This window comes from bacterium (assembly GCA_035691305.1).
Lineage (GTDB): Bacteria > Sysuimicrobiota > Sysuimicrobiia > Sysuimicrobiales > Segetimicrobiaceae > DASSJF01.
On the sequence record DASSJF010000015.1, the window covers coordinates 43,657 to 60,325 of the forward strand.

The 16,669-nt window shown below is 68.6% G+C and carries 13 protein-coding genes; 3 read left to right on the forward strand and 10 right to left on the reverse strand.

From position 1 onward, the window contains the following. Nucleotides 1-143 precede the first annotated feature (143 nt). Together VFL28_03105 and VFL28_03110 are read left to right on the forward strand one after the other, a co-directional pair. Nucleotides 144-2,444, forward strand: coding sequence for an NADP-dependent malic enzyme (locus tag VFL28_03105; protein ID HET7263631.1), 2,301 nt, complete (start codon nt 144-146; stop codon nt 2,442-2,444). 41 nt (nt 2,445-2,485) lie between these two features. Continuing rightward, complete coding sequence (locus VFL28_03110) at nt 2,486-3,808, forward strand: citrate synthase (protein HET7263632.1); 1,323 nt, start codon at nt 2,486-2,488, stop codon at nt 3,806-3,808. 105 nt (nt 3,809-3,913) lie between these two features. On the opposite strand, the gene VFL28_03115 is transcribed toward VFL28_03110, so the two are convergent. Both VFL28_03115 and VFL28_03120 read right to left on the reverse strand, forming a co-directional pair. Next, nucleotides 3,914-4,951: a rod shape-determining protein gene (locus VFL28_03115; GenBank protein HET7263633.1), complete on the reverse strand. Its 1,038-nt coding sequence runs from the start codon at nt 4,949-4,951 to the stop codon at nt 3,914-3,916. Nucleotides 4,952-4,999: 48 nt separating this feature from the next. Continuing rightward, nucleotides 5,000-6,040 carry a zinc-binding dehydrogenase gene (locus VFL28_03120; GenBank protein HET7263634.1) on the reverse strand — a complete coding sequence of 347 codons (1,041 nt, stop codon included), beginning with the start codon at nt 6,038-6,040 and terminating at the stop codon, nt 5,000-5,002. Nucleotides 6,041-6,453: 413 nt separating this feature from the next. Between VFL28_03120 and VFL28_03125 the strand changes: the two genes are divergently transcribed. Next, nucleotides 6,454-7,695, forward strand: a complete 1,242-nt coding sequence (locus tag VFL28_03125; GenBank protein HET7263635.1) for an ABC transporter substrate-binding protein — start codon at nt 6,454-6,456, stop codon at nt 7,693-7,695. A 7-nt stretch (nt 7,696-7,702) separates the two neighbouring features. Here the strand turns inward: VFL28_03125 and VFL28_03130 are convergent, their stop codons facing one another. From VFL28_03130 to VFL28_03165, 8 genes are all read right to left on the reverse strand, one after another. Next, nucleotides 7,703-8,404 carry an ABC transporter ATP-binding protein gene (locus VFL28_03130; protein ID HET7263636.1) on the reverse strand — a complete coding sequence of 234 codons (702 nt, stop codon included), beginning with the start codon at nt 8,402-8,404 and terminating at the stop codon, nt 7,703-7,705. Further along, entirely contained in the window at nt 8,397-9,146 is a 750-nt protein-coding gene (locus VFL28_03135; protein ID HET7263637.1) for an ABC transporter ATP-binding protein, read from the reverse strand. Before VFL28_03135 ends, VFL28_03130 begins: the two co-directional genes overlap by 8 nt. A gap of 23 nt (nt 9,147-9,169) precedes the next feature. After that, nucleotides 9,170-11,140 carry an ABC transporter permease gene (locus tag VFL28_03140; GenBank protein ID HET7263638.1) on the reverse strand — a complete coding sequence of 657 codons (1,971 nt, stop codon included), beginning with the start codon at nt 11,138-11,140 and terminating at the stop codon, nt 9,170-9,172. Between the two features lie 4 nt (nt 11,141-11,144). After that, nucleotides 11,145-12,539, reverse strand: coding sequence for an amidohydrolase family protein (locus tag VFL28_03145; protein HET7263639.1), 1,395 nt, complete (start codon nt 12,537-12,539; stop codon nt 11,145-11,147). Beyond that, nucleotides 12,532-13,569 carry an Ldh family oxidoreductase gene (locus VFL28_03150; protein ID HET7263640.1) on the reverse strand — a complete coding sequence of 346 codons (1,038 nt, stop codon included), beginning with the start codon at nt 13,567-13,569 and terminating at the stop codon, nt 12,532-12,534. Before VFL28_03150 ends, VFL28_03145 begins: the two co-directional genes overlap by 8 nt. A gap of 24 nt (nt 13,570-13,593) precedes the next feature. Beyond that, nucleotides 13,594-14,787, reverse strand: coding sequence for a M20/M25/M40 family metallo-hydrolase (locus VFL28_03155; GenBank protein ID HET7263641.1), 1,194 nt, complete (start codon nt 14,785-14,787; stop codon nt 13,594-13,596). Between the two features lie 29 nt (nt 14,788-14,816). Beyond that, nucleotides 14,817-16,145: an aromatic ring-hydroxylating dioxygenase subunit alpha gene (locus VFL28_03160; GenBank protein HET7263642.1), complete on the reverse strand. Its 1,329-nt coding sequence runs from the start codon at nt 16,143-16,145 to the stop codon at nt 14,817-14,819. A 284-nt stretch (nt 16,146-16,429) separates the two neighbouring features. Beyond that, the coding region (locus tag VFL28_03165) for a hypothetical protein (protein HET7263643.1) at nt 16,430-16,669 on the reverse strand (240 nt) is incomplete at its 5' end.

Consider the following 16,669-nt stretch of genomic DNA (forward strand, 5'->3'; position numbering starts at 1 on the left):
GCACAATCGTCTGGCCGCCCGATGCGTCGCGGGGAGCCCGCCCAGCATACTCGGAGGCAGAGGCGCCGTACCTTCCACGCGGGCGGTCTTTTCTGATTTTCGCGGCCCGTCCGGCGAATCGCGCCTGGCCCGGAGGGATGATCATGCCGGTTTTGCGTGAGGACGCGCTCGAGTATCACCGCAAGGGCCGCGCCGGGAAAATCGCGATCGCGATCACCAAGCCCTGCGCGACGCAGCTCGATCTGTCGCTTGCGTACACGCCGGGGGTCGCCGAACCCGTCCGCGACATCCACGCCGATCCGCCCGCCGCGTACGACTATACGAACAAGGGCAACCTGGTCGCGGTGATCAGCAACGGCACCGCGGTGCTCGGGCTCGGCAACATGGGGCCGGCCGGGGCGAAGCCGGTGATGGAAGGCAAAGCGCTCTTGTTCAAGCGATTCGCCGATGTCGACGCCTTCGACCTCGAGGTCGACGCGACCGATCCGGACGAGATCGTCCGCGTCGCGCGGGCGGTCGCGCCCACGTTCGGCGGCATCAACCTCGAGGATATCAAGGCGCCGGAGTGCTTCGCCGTCGAGGAGCGGCTCAGGGCGCTCGTCGACATTCCCGTGTTTCACGACGACCAGCACGGCACGGCCATCATCACGGCGGCAGGCCTGCTCAACGCGCTTGAACTCACGGGGAAGCGCATCGAAGACGTCCGCACCGTGATCAGCGGCGCGGGCGCGGCGTCGATCGCGTCGGCGGAACTGTTCGTCAAGCTCGGAATGCGCCGCGAGCGCATCCGGCTGGTCGACACCAAAGGCGTCGTCTACGCCGGGCGCGCCGAGGGGATGAACCCCTACAAGCAGCGGTTCGCGGCCGAGACGTCCGCGCGCACGCTCGCCGACGCGCTCAGAGGCGCGGACGTGTTCATGGGGCTGTCGGTCGCCGGGATCGTCTCCCAGGACATGGTCCGGTCGATGGCGGAGCGGCCGATCATCTTCGCCCTCGCCAACCCCGACCCCGAAATCACCGTCGCCGACGCGCGGGCGGCCCGGCCCGACGCGATCGTGGCGAGCGGCCGCTCCGACGACCCGAACCAGGTCAACAACGTGCTGGGGTTCCCGTTCATTTTCCGCGGGGCTCTCGACGTGCGGGCGCGCGCGATCAACGACGAGATGAAGATCGCGGCGGCGCGGGCGCTGGCGGCGCTCGCCAAGGAAGAAGTCCCCGACGTGGTGCTGCGGGCCTACGGGCTCGAGCAGCTGCGCTTCGGGCCGGACTACATCCTCCCCAAGCCGGTCGACCCGCGGGTGCCCCTCTGGGTGGCGCCCGCCGTGGCGGAGGCCGCGATGACGTCCGGGGTCGCGCGCCGAACGGTGGATCTCGCCGCCTACCGTGACGAGCTGAGCCGGCGCCTCACCCGGGGCTGGGAAGTCATGGGCGTCGTCGTGCACAAGGCCCAGGCGTCGCCCCGGCGCGTCGTGTTTTCGGAGGGAGAGGAAGCGAAGGTCATCCGCGCGGCCGCGAATATCGCCCGCGACGGGATCGCGCAGCCGATTCTCCTCGGCCGCGAGGACGTGATCCGCGCCCGGATGAAGGACCTCGGCGTCGCCGCCTCCTTGGAGATCGTCGTGCCCCAGGCCTCCGCGAAGCGCGCGGCGTATGCGGCCGCCTTCTACGAGGCGCGGCGACGCAAGGGGATCACCCTGCGCGAGGCTCTGACCCTCGCCGGGCAACCCAACTACTTCGGCGCGATGATGGTCCAGGCGGGTGACGCGGACGCGTTCGTCGCCGGGCTCACTTATCACTATCCGGACGTAATCCGGCCCGCGCTGCAGGTCATCGGCCCGGCGCGCGGGACCTCGCGGGTCGCCGGTCTGTACCTGCTCGCGCTGAACGGCCGTCCGTATCTCCTGGCAGACCCCACGGTCAACGTCGACCCGACGGCGGAGGACCTGGCCGCCATCGCGATCATGGCCGCGGAGAAGGCGGGCGAGTTCAACATCACGCCGCGCGTGGCGATGCTGTCGTTCTCGAACTTCGGCTCGACGCGCCACCCGCGGTCGGCCAAGGTCGCCGAGGCCACCGCGCTCGTCAGGGCACGGCGGCCCGACCTCATGGTCGACGGGGAGATCATGGCGGACGTCGCCGTCGTGCCCGACCTGCGGCAGGCGGACTATCCGTTCTCGAGCCTCGCCGGCGAGGCGAACGTGCTGATCTTCCCGAGCCTCGAAGCGGCCAACACCGCGTACAAGCTCCTGCAGCACCTCGGCGGCGCGACCGCGGTCGGCCCGATCCTGATGGGCATGGCCAAGCCCGTGCACGTGCTGAGCCGGGGGGCGGAAGTGACCGACATCGTCGACATCGCGGCGGTCGCGGTGGTCGATGCGCAGAACCTCTCACAGCTCTCCGAGTTGACGCGCGCGATGGCGGCCGCCCGCAAAGTTCCGGCGTAGCGCCGGCGCGCGGTTGACGGTGTGACGGAGGAGGAAGGTCGATGAACGACTCGCTGACCATTACCGACAACCGGACCGGGAAAACCTACAGCGTGCCGATCGTCTACGGAACCTACCCGACCTACGGCGCCGCGATCCGCGCCGCGGACCTGCGGCAGATCCGGGCGTCCGCCGACGACTTCGGCCTCATGACCTACGACCCCGGACTGCTGAACACGGCGACCACGAAGAGCAGCGTCACCTTCGTCGACGGCGAACGCGGGATCCTCCGCTACCGCGGCTACCCGATCGAGCAACTCGCCGAGCGATCGACCTATCTGGAAACGGCGTACCTCGTGCTCAACGGCGACCTGCCGACCGCCGCGCAGCTCGACGCGTGGACGGGCGAAGTCACGCAGCACACGATGATCCACGAGTCGATCAAGAAGTTCCTGGACGGGTTCAACTACGACGCGCACCCGATGGGGATGCTGATCGGCACCGTGGGAGCGCTGTCCACCTTCTATCCGGAGGCCGGCCGGATCCAGGATCCGGCGGTGCGGCACAAGCAGATCGTCCGGCTCGTAGCCAAGATGCCGACGCTCGCCGCCTTCGCGTACCGGCACAGCCGCGGCCTGCCCTACGTGTATCCCGACAACGACCTTTCGTACACCGGCAACTTCCTCAACATGCTCTTCAAGACGACGGAGCTCAAGTACGCGCCGAACCCCGTCCTGGAGCGGGCGCTCGACGCCCTGTTCATCCTGCACGCCGACCACGAGCAGAACTGCAGCAGCAGCGCGATGCGCGGCATCGGCAGCTCGCACCCCGATCCGTATTCCGCGCTCGCCGGCGCGGCGGCCGCCCTCTACGGTCCGCTCCACGGCGGGGCGAACGAGCAGGTGCTGAAAATGCTCGCCGAGATCGGGACGAAAGACCGGGTGCCGGAGTACGTCGGGCGGGCGAAGACGGGCGAGATCCGGCTCATGGGCTTCGGCCACCGCGTCTACAAGCACTACGATCCGCGGGCCACGCTCATCAAGAAGGTGGCCGCCGAGGTGTTCACCGTGACCGGGACCAACCCGCTGCTCGACATCGCCCTCGAGCTGGAGCGCATCGCGCTCCAGGACGACTACTTTGTGAGCCGCCACCTCTACCCCAACGTGGATTTTTACTCGGGGATCATCTACCAGGCGATGGGGTTCCCGGTGGAGATGTTCCCGGTGTTGTTCGCCATCCCGCGGACGTCGGGCTGGCTCGCGCAGTGGGAGGAGCAGCTCAAGGATCCCGACCAAAAGATCGTGCGGCCGCGGCAGATCTACGACGGCGCGGACGTACGCGAGTACCCGCGGGCCAACCGGCAGGCCGCGACGCACGCGGCGTGATCTGATCGGAGGCGGGCAAACTCATCGCGCCGTGTCGAGGACATTCGACGCAGGGGCGCGACGAGACCGTGCCCGGGCTGACTCCGGACGGCGCGGCGGCGCGCCCTACACGAGTGCGCTCGTGATCACCACCCGCTTCAGCGTCCCCATCGCGCCGAGAATCTTCCCGGTGCCCAGCGCCACGCTGCTGAGCGGGTCGGCCACGTAGGTCACGGGAAGTCCGGTCTCCTCCCTGAGCAGCACGTCGAACCCGCGGAGCAGCGACGCGCCCCCGGTGAGATGGATGCCTTCCCGCATGATATCGGCCGCCAGTTCCGGCGGCGTGACCTCGAGGGTCATTTTCACCGTGTTGACGATTTCCGCGACCGATTCCGCCATCGCGGCACGAATCTCGGCGCCCGACACGCGCAGCGTTCGCGGCAGGCCGGACACGAGATCGCGGCCGCGCACGTTGATCGAGTCGTCCTCCTTCTGCGGGTACGCGGATCCCACGCGAATCTTGACGTCTTCCGCCATCCGCTCGCCGATGAGCAGATTGTGCGCCTTGCGCATGTACTGCATGATGTCTTCGTCCATTTCATCGCCCGCGACGCGGAGACTGCGGACGGTCACGATGTTGCCGAGGGCGATGACGGCCACCTCGGTCGTGCCCCCGCCGACGTCCACGATCATGCGCCCGAACGGCTCCGAGATCTCGAGCCCGGCCCCAACCGCGGCCGCCAGCGGCTGCTCGATCAGGTACGTCCGCCGTCCCCCCGCCTGAAGACCGGCGCCGATCACGGCGCGCTTCTCCACCGTGGTCGCGCCGCTCGGAATGCCTACCATCACCTGCGGGCGCGCGATTCTCCTCGTCTGGATCCCCTGGCGGATGAAGTACGACAGCATCGTGGCGGTGATATCGAAATCCGCGATCACGCCGTTCCGCAGCGGCCGCGTGGCGATGATCTCGGCGGGCGTCCGGCCGATCATCTTCTTCGCCGCATTGCCCACGGCGAGGATTTCCTTGTGGCCCGCCCGGCGGGCGATCACGGACGGTTCGCGCACCACGATGCCGTCACCCTCGACGTAGACAAGGGTGTTTGCGGTCCCGAGATCGACTCCCACGTCCCGCGTGAAGCGGCCCAACAATCCCGTCAATGACATCCCGGCCGTCTCCCCTTTATGGCGCCGAGCAAGGGCGCACCCGCGGCGTCACCGGTGGTCCTGCGGAACGAGAACAACCTTGCCAAAATTGGCCCGATCGGCGAGCCGCTGGTGGGCGCCCTTGACCTCCGTCATCGGGAAGCGGCTGTCGATGACCGGCTGCAGCCGCCCGCTGGCCGCGAGCCGGATCAGATGGCGCAGATCGTGCGACGCTCCGCCCTCGTAGAACGACAGCGTATTGCGGTTCCGGTGCAGGTTCCCGAGGGGCACCCGAACCGACTGCCCGCCGAACGCCCCGCAGCTCACGAGACGGCCGCCGCGGTTCAGGACGCCCAGGCTCTCCGGTCCCGCGAACTTTCCCGTCGTGTCAAACACAACGTCGACGCCCTTCCCCTCGGTCAGCGACAGGACCTGGTTCGCCCAGCCGTCCTGGGAGTAATTGACGCCGGCCTCCGCCCCAAGCGCGCGGGCGCGTTCGAGCTTCCAGTCGCTGCCCGCGGCCGCGATCACGCGCGCGCCCTGAAGCCGAGCAATCTGGCACGCCGCCGCCCCGACGCCGCCGCCGGCCGCCATCACCAGGATCGAGTCTGTGGCGGCGACGGGCGCCTTGGTGACGAGCCCGTGCCACGCCGTAGTGTACGACAGTGACAGCGCCGCGGCGGTCTCCGCGGAAACGGACATGGGGATCGGGATGACATTCTGTGCGGGGACCTTGACGTATTCGGCGTAGCCGCCCCACAGGTGGACCCCGACGACGCGGTACCGGCGGCAGTAGTTTTCCCCGCTCCCGCGACGGCAGAAGTCGCATTCCCCGCACCGCAGCAGCGGATACGTGACGACCCGCTGCCCCAACGGGATACCGATGACGCCCGGCCCGACGGCGACGACCTCGCCGGCCGGATCGGCGCCCAGGACGTGGGGAAAGGTCGGCGTGCCCATCGCCCGGCGGCTCGCGCGCACCAGGAGATCGGGCACCCGGTTCACGGAACACGCGAGCACCTTTACCAGTATCTCATCGGGGCCGGGGACCGGCGTGGGTACTTCTTCGAGACGCAAGACGTCGACACCGCCGTGCCGGCGGACGGTCACCGCGCGCATCCGAGAATCTCGCAACGCGGTGCTTGGCGACTGCGAACGAACGGAACTCAGCAACCCGAACGCGACCCGAAGCTACGATGACCCGCGTTCGCGACTGTTCAGGGTCCGGCGACGCACCTCAACCCACAGTGGGCCCATGTCTCCCACGCTCCCGATCCCCCGTGGGTTACATGGTTTGACACGAACAGCGCAAACCTTTCTTTCAAGTACCGTTCACCGCCCGAGTCGGACGGAGGTGGGAGGAACGACACGTTACACGTTTCCCATCCGTATGATTGACGGCGACAACGCAGAGAGAGGAACGGCGCAGGTGTCGCTTCCCTTGTTGAGTAATTCTAGCCCCATACCGCAGCGTCTAGACGGCCGTTGATCATCGGACCTTCCCTGTGGAGGTGCTCACGTTGGTGCCAGTCGGACGTCGCCTGAGGGCCTCGCTGTTCCTTGCCGCGGTCATGACGCTCCCGCTCGCGCTCGGTGGTGTCGCCAGATCCGCGGACACCGGTCCGATCAAGTTGGGGCTCCTGGTGCCGAAGACCGGCAACTTCGCGCCGAACGGCAATGATGAACTGCTCGGGTGGAATTTCGCGCTCAAAGACCTGGGCGACACCGTCCACGGCCGGAAGATTCAGACCATCGCCATCGACGACGCCGGCGATCCGACCCAAGGGTTGAACGCGGTACGGCAGCTGGTCGAGAACGACCGGGTGGTCGGGCTGTTCGGCCCGACGACGTCCAACGAAGCGCTGGCCATCCGCGGGTACGTCGCGGCCTCCGGCATCCCGATGATCATGGTCGCCTCCGCCGACACGTTGGCGACGTCCGCACGCGCGAAGAACATCCTGCTCGGGTCCTACGCCTCCGACACGCCGGCGATGATGCTCGGCAAGTGGGCCGCCGACCACCTCCACCTCAAGCGGGTGACCACGCTCGCGCTGGACTTCTCGTACGGCTGGGACACCGTGGGCGGATTTGTGGTGGCCTTGAAGAAGGGCGGCGGCGGGATCGAAAAGCAGATCTGGGCGCCGATAACGACCGCGGACTGGAGCCCCTACATCACGCAGATTCCGTCGGACAGCGACGGCCTCTTCGTCCTCACCGCCGGCGCGGCGTCGGTGAAGGTCGCCGCGGCGTTTCGCCAATTCGGCCTCCTCGGCAAGATCGCCCTGTTGAGCACTTCGACGTTCAACGACTACACCGTGCTGCAGCAGGAAGACCAAGACGTCGCCAAGGCCGCGATGGTCGCAGGCGCGTACATGGATGGACTCGACAATCCCGAGAACCGCCGCATGGCCGCGGCGTACAAGGCGGCCACAGGCAAATACCCGGGGGCGTACGCCGAGATCGGGTACACGGCTGCGAAGAGCTATATCCTTGCGCTCCGCAAAATCGACGGTGACACGACGGACCGCCGGGCGTGGCTCGACGCCGTCGTCGGCGCGCAGTTCCAGGCGCCGCGCGGGCCGGTGAGGTGGGACCCCGGCACGAACGCGCCGATCGAGAATTTCTACGTCGGCAAGCTCCAAACCGTAAACGGCGAGCTGCGCCAGGTGCCGACCGTGACGTACCGGAACGTGATGCCGTGGGGGATTTTGTCCAAGGACGTCTGGGAGAAGATCGCCTGCTGCTACACGAGGCAGAGCCCGTAGGCGGGGGCTAAACTCCGAGAAACTGCTGGCGCACCTGCGGGGCGGCTTCGAGCGCGCCGGCCGTCCCGTTCCAAACGATCAGTCCGTTCGCGAGCACATACACGTGGTCGGCGAGGCTGACGCCGAGCCCGTAGTTCTGCTCGACGAGCAGGATCGAGAGGCCGCGGTCCCGGAGATCCCGGATCAATTCTTCCATCCGGTCCACGATGACCGGCGCCAGGCCTTCGCTGGGCTCGTCCATCAGCAGCAGGCGGGGATTGGTCATCAGCGCCCGTCCGATTGCCAGCATCTGCTGCTCCCCTCCCGATAGGTGGCCGCCCCGGTTGTGCCGGCGCTCTTTCAGGTGGGGAAAGATCTCATACAGCTCGTCGATCGTCCAGCCGCGGCCGCCCCTCCGCGCCGGCTGGGTGCCCAACGACAGGTTCTCCTCGACGGTCAGCGACGGGAAGATCCAGCGGCCCTGCGGCACGAGCGCGAGGCCGCGCCGGGCGATGGCATAGGGAGGCAGTCCGGTCAGGTTCCCGACGTCCCAGGCGATGCGGCCGGAGCGCGGCGGCGTGAGGCCCATGATGCTCCGGATGAGCGTGGTTTTCCCCATCCCGTTGCGGCCCAGCAGCGTCACGCACGCCGCGGCGGGAACGCGCAGGCTGACGCCCTGCAGCACGTGGCTGTCGCCGCGGTACGTGTGAATGTCGTCGACCTCAAGCATCGGTGACCCGCCTGCCGAGGTACAGCGCGCGCACGCGCTCGTCCTGGCGGATCCGACTCGTCGGCCCGTCCGCCACGACCCTGCCCAGGTGCAGGACCGTGACGCGCGAGACGACGTCCCGGACCATGTCCATATCGTGTTCGATCATCACCACGGTGAGGTCCGCGGGCAGCTCTTGAATCAGGCGCGTCATCGTGAGCCGCTCCCCGGGCGATAGGCCCGCGCCCGGCTCGTCGAGGAGCAGCACCCGCGGCCTCAGCGTGACGGCGAGGGCCACATCGAGCTGGCGCTGCTCCCCGTGGGAGAGGTCCGCCGCACGCCGCTGCAGGCGGTGCGACAGCTGGAACCGCTCCGCCACCTGTTCCAGCATCTCGCGGTTCCCCCGGTAGCCGGTCCACCGGCGAAACAGGGCAAACTTGTGCGGACTCAATCCGAGCGTGGCCAGCGTCAGATTTTCCAGCACCGTCAGCGCCCCGAAGGTGCGCGTGATCTGGTAGGTCCGGCCCAGCCCCAGGGCCACCCGACGCGGCTGCGGGGTGTGCGTGACGTCCGTCCCAAACAGCGTGATGCTCCCCGATGTCGGGCGCAGCTCGCCCGTCAGGAGATTGAACAGCGTCGTCTTGCCGGCCCCGTTGGGGCCGATGATTCCGTGGCGCGCCCCTTCGGCGACGCTGAGGTCGACGTCGCGCACCGCCCCCACGGCGCCGAAATAATACGAGAGCCCCGATAACCAAAGAGCCACGGGCTCTCCGCGATGCGCCCCGTTCATCCGTTCCCCGTCCAGGGCCGGCCGGCCGGCGATGCGACCAACCCGCCCGGTTCCGCGGGCTGCGGGGGGGCGCCGACGAATCGCGACAGCAGGAGGCGAACCGCGTCGTAGACGCCGCGGCGCGCGAAAAGTACCGTCAGCACGAAGATGATCCCCAGCAGGGTCACCCAGCGGGTGATGAAGATGCTCACGTACTGCTGGGTCAATACGACGATCACAGCCCCGATCAGCGGCCCCCATAAAGTCCCCAGACCTCCGACCACGGACATCAACACGGCGATGCCGTTGTGCTGGAAGTCGATCGTGGTCGGGCTGACGTAGAGATTGAAGAACGCGAAGAGGACGCCCGCGACCCCGGCAAACAGCGACGCGATGAGAAACGCGAGGTACTTGTGAAGGCCGACGGCGAAGCCGAGCGCGCTCATCCGCTCCTCGTTCTCGCGGATCCCCTTCAAGACCAGACCGAACGGCGAGTTGACGATCAGCCAGAGCAGGACTGCGCAGACGATGAACGCGGCCACGGCGAAATAGTAGTACGAGCCGGCGTCGGTCAGGTTGAGCGGCCCGATGGCCGGACGGCCCGCGACGGGGAGCCCGTTGTCTCCTCCCAACACCGAGGTCCACCGGTACGCCAGCCCCCACACGACCTGTCCGAGCGCCAGCGTGAGCATGACAAACGTGAGCTGCCGCACCCGTACCACGAGAAAGCCGAACACGGCCGCGACCGCCAACGTGATCCCCAGCGCAAACGGAATCGCCGGCGCCGCCGCCATCCCGTGCCCGGTGCCGTAGGCGATCGAATAGGCGGCGATGCCGAGGAACGAGGCGTGGCCGAGGGAGACGAGGCCGGTGTAGCCCGCGAGGAGATCGAGGCTCATCGCGAGCAGGCCGAAGATCAGAATGGACAGCACGATCGAAATGTAAAAGGTCGAACCGGCGTGAGGGATGAGCAGCGCGGCGCCGACGCACGCCCCGGCGAGTGCGATCTGCCAGACCGGCCCGGGCGGCGGGATCCGGCGGGGAGCGCGCCGCCGCCGGGGAACCGCGTGGGCGGCGCGCTTCCGCGCGACGCCGTCACCGCCGGCGCCGGCGCGCGCGGTGCCGCCGCCGGCCATCGCCAACCCGAACAGGCCCTGCGGCCGCCACAAGAGGACGACGATCATGGGGAGGAACAACGAGAAGTACGCCATCTCGGGGAAATAGGCGTTGCCGTAGGTCGTCAGCAGCCCCACGATGAGACTGCCGGCCGCGGCCCCCCAAAACGTGCCGATGCCGCCGACGATGATGACCACGACGGCAAGTGTCAAAATGTCGGAGTCGCCGCCGGGATACAGCGTGAGCAGGTTCCCGCCCAAGACGCCCGCCAGACCCGCGAGCAGCGCGCCCAGCGTGAACACCAGCGTGAAGACGGCGTTGATGTTGATCCCCAGCGCCGCGGTCATCTCACGGTTGTCGACGCCGGCGCGAATCATAGCGCCGACCCGCGTCCGGTTCAGCAGATAGTAGAGCAGCGCGGCGACGACGATCGCGACGCCGAGGAGGAGCAGCCGGTTCGCCGGGTACGTCAGAGTCGCCACGTGCACCGGGTTTCGGAACGCCGCCGGCAGATGAATCACCAGCGGGTTCCCTCCCCAGACGGCAAGCGACAGGTCCCCGACGATGAACGCCACGCCCATCGTCAGGAGCAGCTCGGACATCACCAGACCGCGGATGCGGATCAACAGGCCGCGCTCGAGGACGACCCCGAACATGGCCATGGCCAGGCTTCCGACGACGAGCGCCGCGACGAAGCTGTGGGTGACCGCGAGCACGGAGTACCCGACGTAGCCGCCGGCCAGGTACGTACTGCCGTGCGCCATGTTGACGATGCGCATCAGGCCGAAGACGAGCGTAAAGCCGCTGGCCAGCAGGAAGAGCAACCCGGCGAACGTGACGCCGTTGAGCGTCTGGATCAGCAGGCCGTGCATCGGATCAGGCCCGCGTCGCGATCGTCTCCGTGCGTACGTATCCGACTCCCGCGGCCTTGACCGCGGCCGCGCCCTCCGGCCGGCAGAACACGCGCCCGCCGTCGCGCGCGGGGAAGCGCCCGTGGTCGTACACAACCCGGCCCCCGGCGATGGTGACGGCCGCGTCCCCGTCCCCGCCCACGACGGTCATGTCCGCGTCGGCGCCGGCGTGAATCCGGCCCTTCGCCGCGAGGCCCAGCATGCGGGCGCCCGCCAGCGATCCTTTGAGAACCAGGTCTTCGAGCGTCAGAAGTCCGGCCGCGACCAGCCCCATCGCCTGCCGCAGCGTGGTGTTGCGCGGGATCGACCCGCCGTCGGTCGAGAACGCATCGACCGCAAATCGCCGGCCGTCGCCGCCCCTGGCCAGCGCGAGCGCGAGCGCCGCGGCCGGTTGGTTCACGGGAAAGCTCACGCCCACCTTGGTCTCTCGCGAGCGGAAGAGTTCGAGGCCCTCGGACGGCCCGACCAGGACCACCATTCCGTCCTTCTCCGCCTGGATGCGGGCCCACCCCGCGGTGATCGCGTCGATCATGCCTTGTTCGGTGACCGGATAGCCGCCCTTGCGAAGGCACGTCTTGACGACGTTGCTCAGGGGAACGCCGTCGACGCAGGCGGCCTCGGCACCGTTGATGATCGCGAGGTACGACTCGGACGGCGAGGCGGGTATCTTTCGCAACGCGGCGATCGCTCGGCCGGCTTCCTCGACCGGGTCCGTCACCTGCCCGCGGCAGTACGCGTTAATGTGCGCCGCCTGGAACCGCCGCCCGGCGGAGAGGCCCACCAGTTCTTCCAGGCCCTCGATGTTGCTGCCGGTGGCCGTCGTCCCGGCATGGATGCCGCAGTGCACCCCGAACTCGGCGCAGACTTCGATCGTCCGCGCGGTGGCCTCCGGCGTGAGCGGATAATGCCCGCCGAGGACCTTGAGCCCGAACGCGCCGGCCGCCGCCTGCCGCTCCAGCTGCTCGTGGATCTCGCTTCGCGATGGATCCCGGCCGGCCACCGTGTCGCCGGGGACGAGCGGGTAGAGCACCCCCACGGTCATGCCGCACCCGTCGGTACGGAGCGAGCTGAGGAGCGACGCCGGCTCGCCGGCCATGTCCAGGCAGGTCGTCACGCCCGCCCGGACCATCATGCGAAAGCCGGCGGCGGTCCCAAACCGTCCCGAGACGTGAACGTGCGGGTCGACCAGGCCCGGCAGGACATACGCGCCCTTGGCGTCGACGACCGTCTTTCCCGCCCGAGGGAGGCTCGGGCCGATCCGGCCGATCGCCCCGCCGTCGACCTCGATGTCGACCAACCCCGGCGGGCGGCCGTCCGCGTTGACTACGACCGCGTCGCAGACGAGCAGCCCGTCAGGCATCCGGGGCCACCACGCCGACCCGACCCGCAGCCTCCACCACCGCCCGCCAGACAACCGCGGGAACGCGAATGCCGTCGCGCTCGGCCGCGCGCTTGCGCCGGGCGCTTCCGGCTCCGGGCAGCAAGATCTCGTCGAACCCCGGCCGGAGCGGGCTGGATTGCATGCGCCGGTCGACTTCGCCGGCGGCGTAGGCATAGTCGTCCGGGTTGGTCACGGCGGCGACGTTGATCGCGGCCACGAACACGCCGGCGCTCTTCGGCGGATACTCGCCGGCGAGGCCGCCGCACAACAGCTCGACTGCCACCGCGATCGCGTAGCCCTTGTGGCCGCCCAAGGGGGCCAGCGACCCGGCCGGCGGGAGACCTCGCTTCGGGTCGGTGGTGGGGTAGCCGTCGCCGTCAAAAGCCCACGAGTCGGGGATCGGCTCGCCCCTCGCCGCGGCGAGCAGGATCTTGCCGCGTGCCGCCTGCGTCGATGAGATGTCCACCACGATGGGATCACCTCCGGGACGCGGGAACCCCAAGGCCAGCGGATTTGTCGACAGCCGTGGCTCCCGCCCTCCCCACGGCGCCATCGTCGCGCTGCCCGGATTGCCGCATAAGGCGAAGATGCCGATCAGATTCTCGCGCGCCGCCGCTTCCACGTAATGGCCGAGCCGGCCCACGTGGCCGAGGTGGACGATCGAGGCCACGCACACACCGGTCTGCCGGGCGCGCTCGACGCACATCTGCATCACGCGCAGCCCCACGACGGGCCCCCAGCCGTCGTGGGCGTCGACGCTGAACGCCGCGGGCGCCTCGCGCCGGACGTCGAGCCGCGCGGGCGACCGGAGACCGCCGCCGCGGGCCAAGTCGAGGTAGCTCGGCAGCCGCATCACGCCCTGTGAGTCGTACCCGCGCTCTTCGGCCTCGATCAGCACGTCGGCCACGATCGCCGCCTCCTCGGGCACGAGGCCGGCGGCGTCGAGCGCGGACGCGAAGAACGTGCGTAGGGACGCGGGCGAGAACGGCCCCGCCGGACGGTCAGTCATCGGATGTCGGGCGGCGCGGCGAAACTATCGCCGCCGGCCGGTGATGTCCGCGCACACCGCGGCCATGACCCGCGCGCCCGCCACGAGGTCGGCCACCGCGACCGACTCGTCCGCCACCTGCAGAAATTCGCCCGGCCCGTAGATCGCGGCGGGGATGCCGTGGCGCATGATGTCCGCGGCGTCGGTCACGCCCGCCGCCAGCGGCATGCCCTCGAGCAGCCGCGGCGCGCGGCCGAGCAGCCGCGTCTGGACGTCCGTGATCGTCCGCACGATCTCCGCGTCGTGGCCGATGCGGTACGGCCACTGCTGCGTCGCCGCCTGCACCTTGGCGCTGAGCCCCGGCATCTCCGCGCACACCTCGGCCAGAAGCCGCTCGAAGTCGCGCCTGATGCCGTCGAACGACATCGACGGCAGAAACCGGACGTCGCCCTGCAGCGTGCACGTCTCCGCGGTGAGCTTGTGGCGTTCCGGCGCGCCCCCGTTGATGTATCCCCACACCATGCGCGGCAGGAACGGGTGCTCCGGGTCCCGCTCGTAGGTCAGGATCTGCGGCCCGAGCCGCTGGACGATGCGCATCATCCCGTCGATCGCGTTGACGTAGCCCTCCTCGAGCCGCGTCAGGTGCTTCTGGATCCCCCTGGTCGTGATCAGAAACCCCCACGCGCCGCAGTGGTAAGTCTGCAGGTTCAGATCGGTCGGCTCCGCGACGATGGCGGCGTCGATGCGCCACGGACACGATTCGAGAAAGTACTTCGTGCCGACGCCGGTGGTGTCGTGGTGCATCACCGCGGTGACGATCAGGTCGCCGCGCGGCCGCGCGGCCGCCTGCAGGACCGCCGCGGCGGCGGCGATCATCGACCCGAGGCCGCCCTTCATGTCGGTGACCATGCCGCCGTACAGCCGGCCGCCCTCGACCCACGGGTCGTACGGGCTGCGCCGCCACTTGCCGAAGGGACGGTTCATGTCGAGGTGCCCGTTGAGCATGATGCTCTTGTAGGCCGGGTCCCCGCGGGCAATGCCGATCACATTCGCACGGCCGTTCGTGACTTCCTGAAGCTCCACCGCGAACCCGAACCGCTCCAGCTCCGCCGCGACGAATTCGCCGAGCGGGCGCTCCTCGCCGAGCGGGCTCGGGATGCGCAGGATACCTTTGGTGAGTTCGACCAGCTGCCCCTCGTCGACCAGCGCGGCGGGGTCGGTGCGTGCTCCGGTTTCCACGGTCGGCTCCCTTCCGGACGGAACGGTGTTCAGACGGCGGCGGCCTGCTTGGCGCGCTCAAACCCCTCGCGGTAACGTCTCACGAGCCAGCGGTTGAAGCTCGCGAGCGGTTCTTCTTGCCAGGAGTAGCGGCCGCGGGCCGCGTAGCGGGACCGGAGTCCCTTCTGCACCGCGGCGTCCGCCGGGAAGTCCTGGCTCGTCATCACTAGCAGGCCGCCCGTGGCCATCTTCTTGATCTCGTCGAACCGGCGGCCGATGTACTTGCCACTCGGAAACAGGTTACCGAAGCGCACGTCGAAGGTACCGGGCCCCGTCGGCAGCACGATACGGAAGAGCGCGGAGTCGGTGTTCATCCCGAGCAGCAGCGTGGGCGGGATGAGACCGAAGATGCTGTTGTTCCGCTCGAAGTCGGTCAGCGTGTCGATCACCGGGAGCAGCGCCTTGTACGTGGGATTCAGCGCGTAGTCCTTGTGCGTCGCCTTGGCCCGCGAGACGACGACGGCCTCTTCGTCGTGGTGGTCGGTGTGGATGAGCGCGCCGCCCGGAACGACCTCGTGCAGTCCGCGGTGGAGGCGGTCGCAGTGGTAACACTCGATGCTGTTCTCGTGCATAACTTTCCAGTTCCAGTTGAGCCCGTTCTGGCTCTTGATCTCCCCGGGCTCCATGTTCTCGAGATGCCAGTTCGCGATCCAGTCGCTGAACCGCCGGAGCCGCGGGGCGAGAGGCGCGGCGTCCGGGTCGAAGTTGGCGAAGATGAACCCGTTCCAGATCTCCACCTTGAGGCCGGGCAGCCGGATCGCGTCCTTCTCGAACCCGGGCGTGCGCGACATCTCGGGGGCCGCGGTGAGCCGGCCCGTGAGGTCGTAGGTCCAGAAGTGGTACGGGCACTGGAAGAACTTGAGGTTGCCGCTCGTTTCCGGCGGCTGCTTGCCCCATTCGGACGGCGGCGCCTCGCCGGGCGCGGTGACCACCATGCACCGGTGCCGGCACACGCCGGACATGACCCGGATCTCATCACTCGCGCTGCGCACGACGATCAGCGGCTCATCCACGATCGTGATCGAATAGTAGTCGCCGACGGTGGGCACCTGTTCGACGCGGCCGAGGCAGAGCCATTCGTGCGAGAAGAGCACTTCCTTCTCGAATTCGTAGAAGTCGTGATCGGTATAGCACTGAGGAGGGAGCGTGACCGCCTCGGCGATAGATCCGGCCGAAGGCTCGAGTTGTTCCACAATCCCCCGGACGACCGGCGAAAAGGCCGCCCGCCGCAGCGCGATCTTGCCTGGATCCAAAGATCCGTTCGTCTCAGGGTGGGAGTCGAGTTGCCGGGTGCGGCGTGTCGGTGCCTCTTTCGCCATGTGCGCAGCTCCTTTGCGTGACTGTGCCACCGTCGAGCCGAAATGAGCGTTCGGCGTCGACCCATTACACCCTCCGTTCCTCGGGTGCGCTTGGCTGCACGATAAGTATGCCGGTGGAAAACTAAGCCGGCGCGGCTGCCGAACGTGCGCAGCCAGCGCCGGCCCCGATACTGCCTCGCCCTAGGCGCCGATCGATCGGGTCGCGGATAAACAGATCACGCGGCGGATGGCCCAGCGGGCCGCCGCAAATTGGGTGGCGGGACCACCGGACGTAGCCCCAGCGATCACGGCCGTCCATCCGTCGAAGACGTGCTGCCAGCCGTCGCCGCCGCCTGTGACCGGGTATCCTGCGAGGAGATGGGCGGCAGGTACTGGTAGCGAGCGCGCAGGTATCGCGTTACGTTGGGCAACCACGCTTGATTCAAATGCGCCGGGTCGTTCTCCGCCAGCAATGGCGCGTAGCGGTCTCGGACGAACACCAAGAAGTCCTCGGGGCGGCCCCGGCGCACCCACTCCACATACCA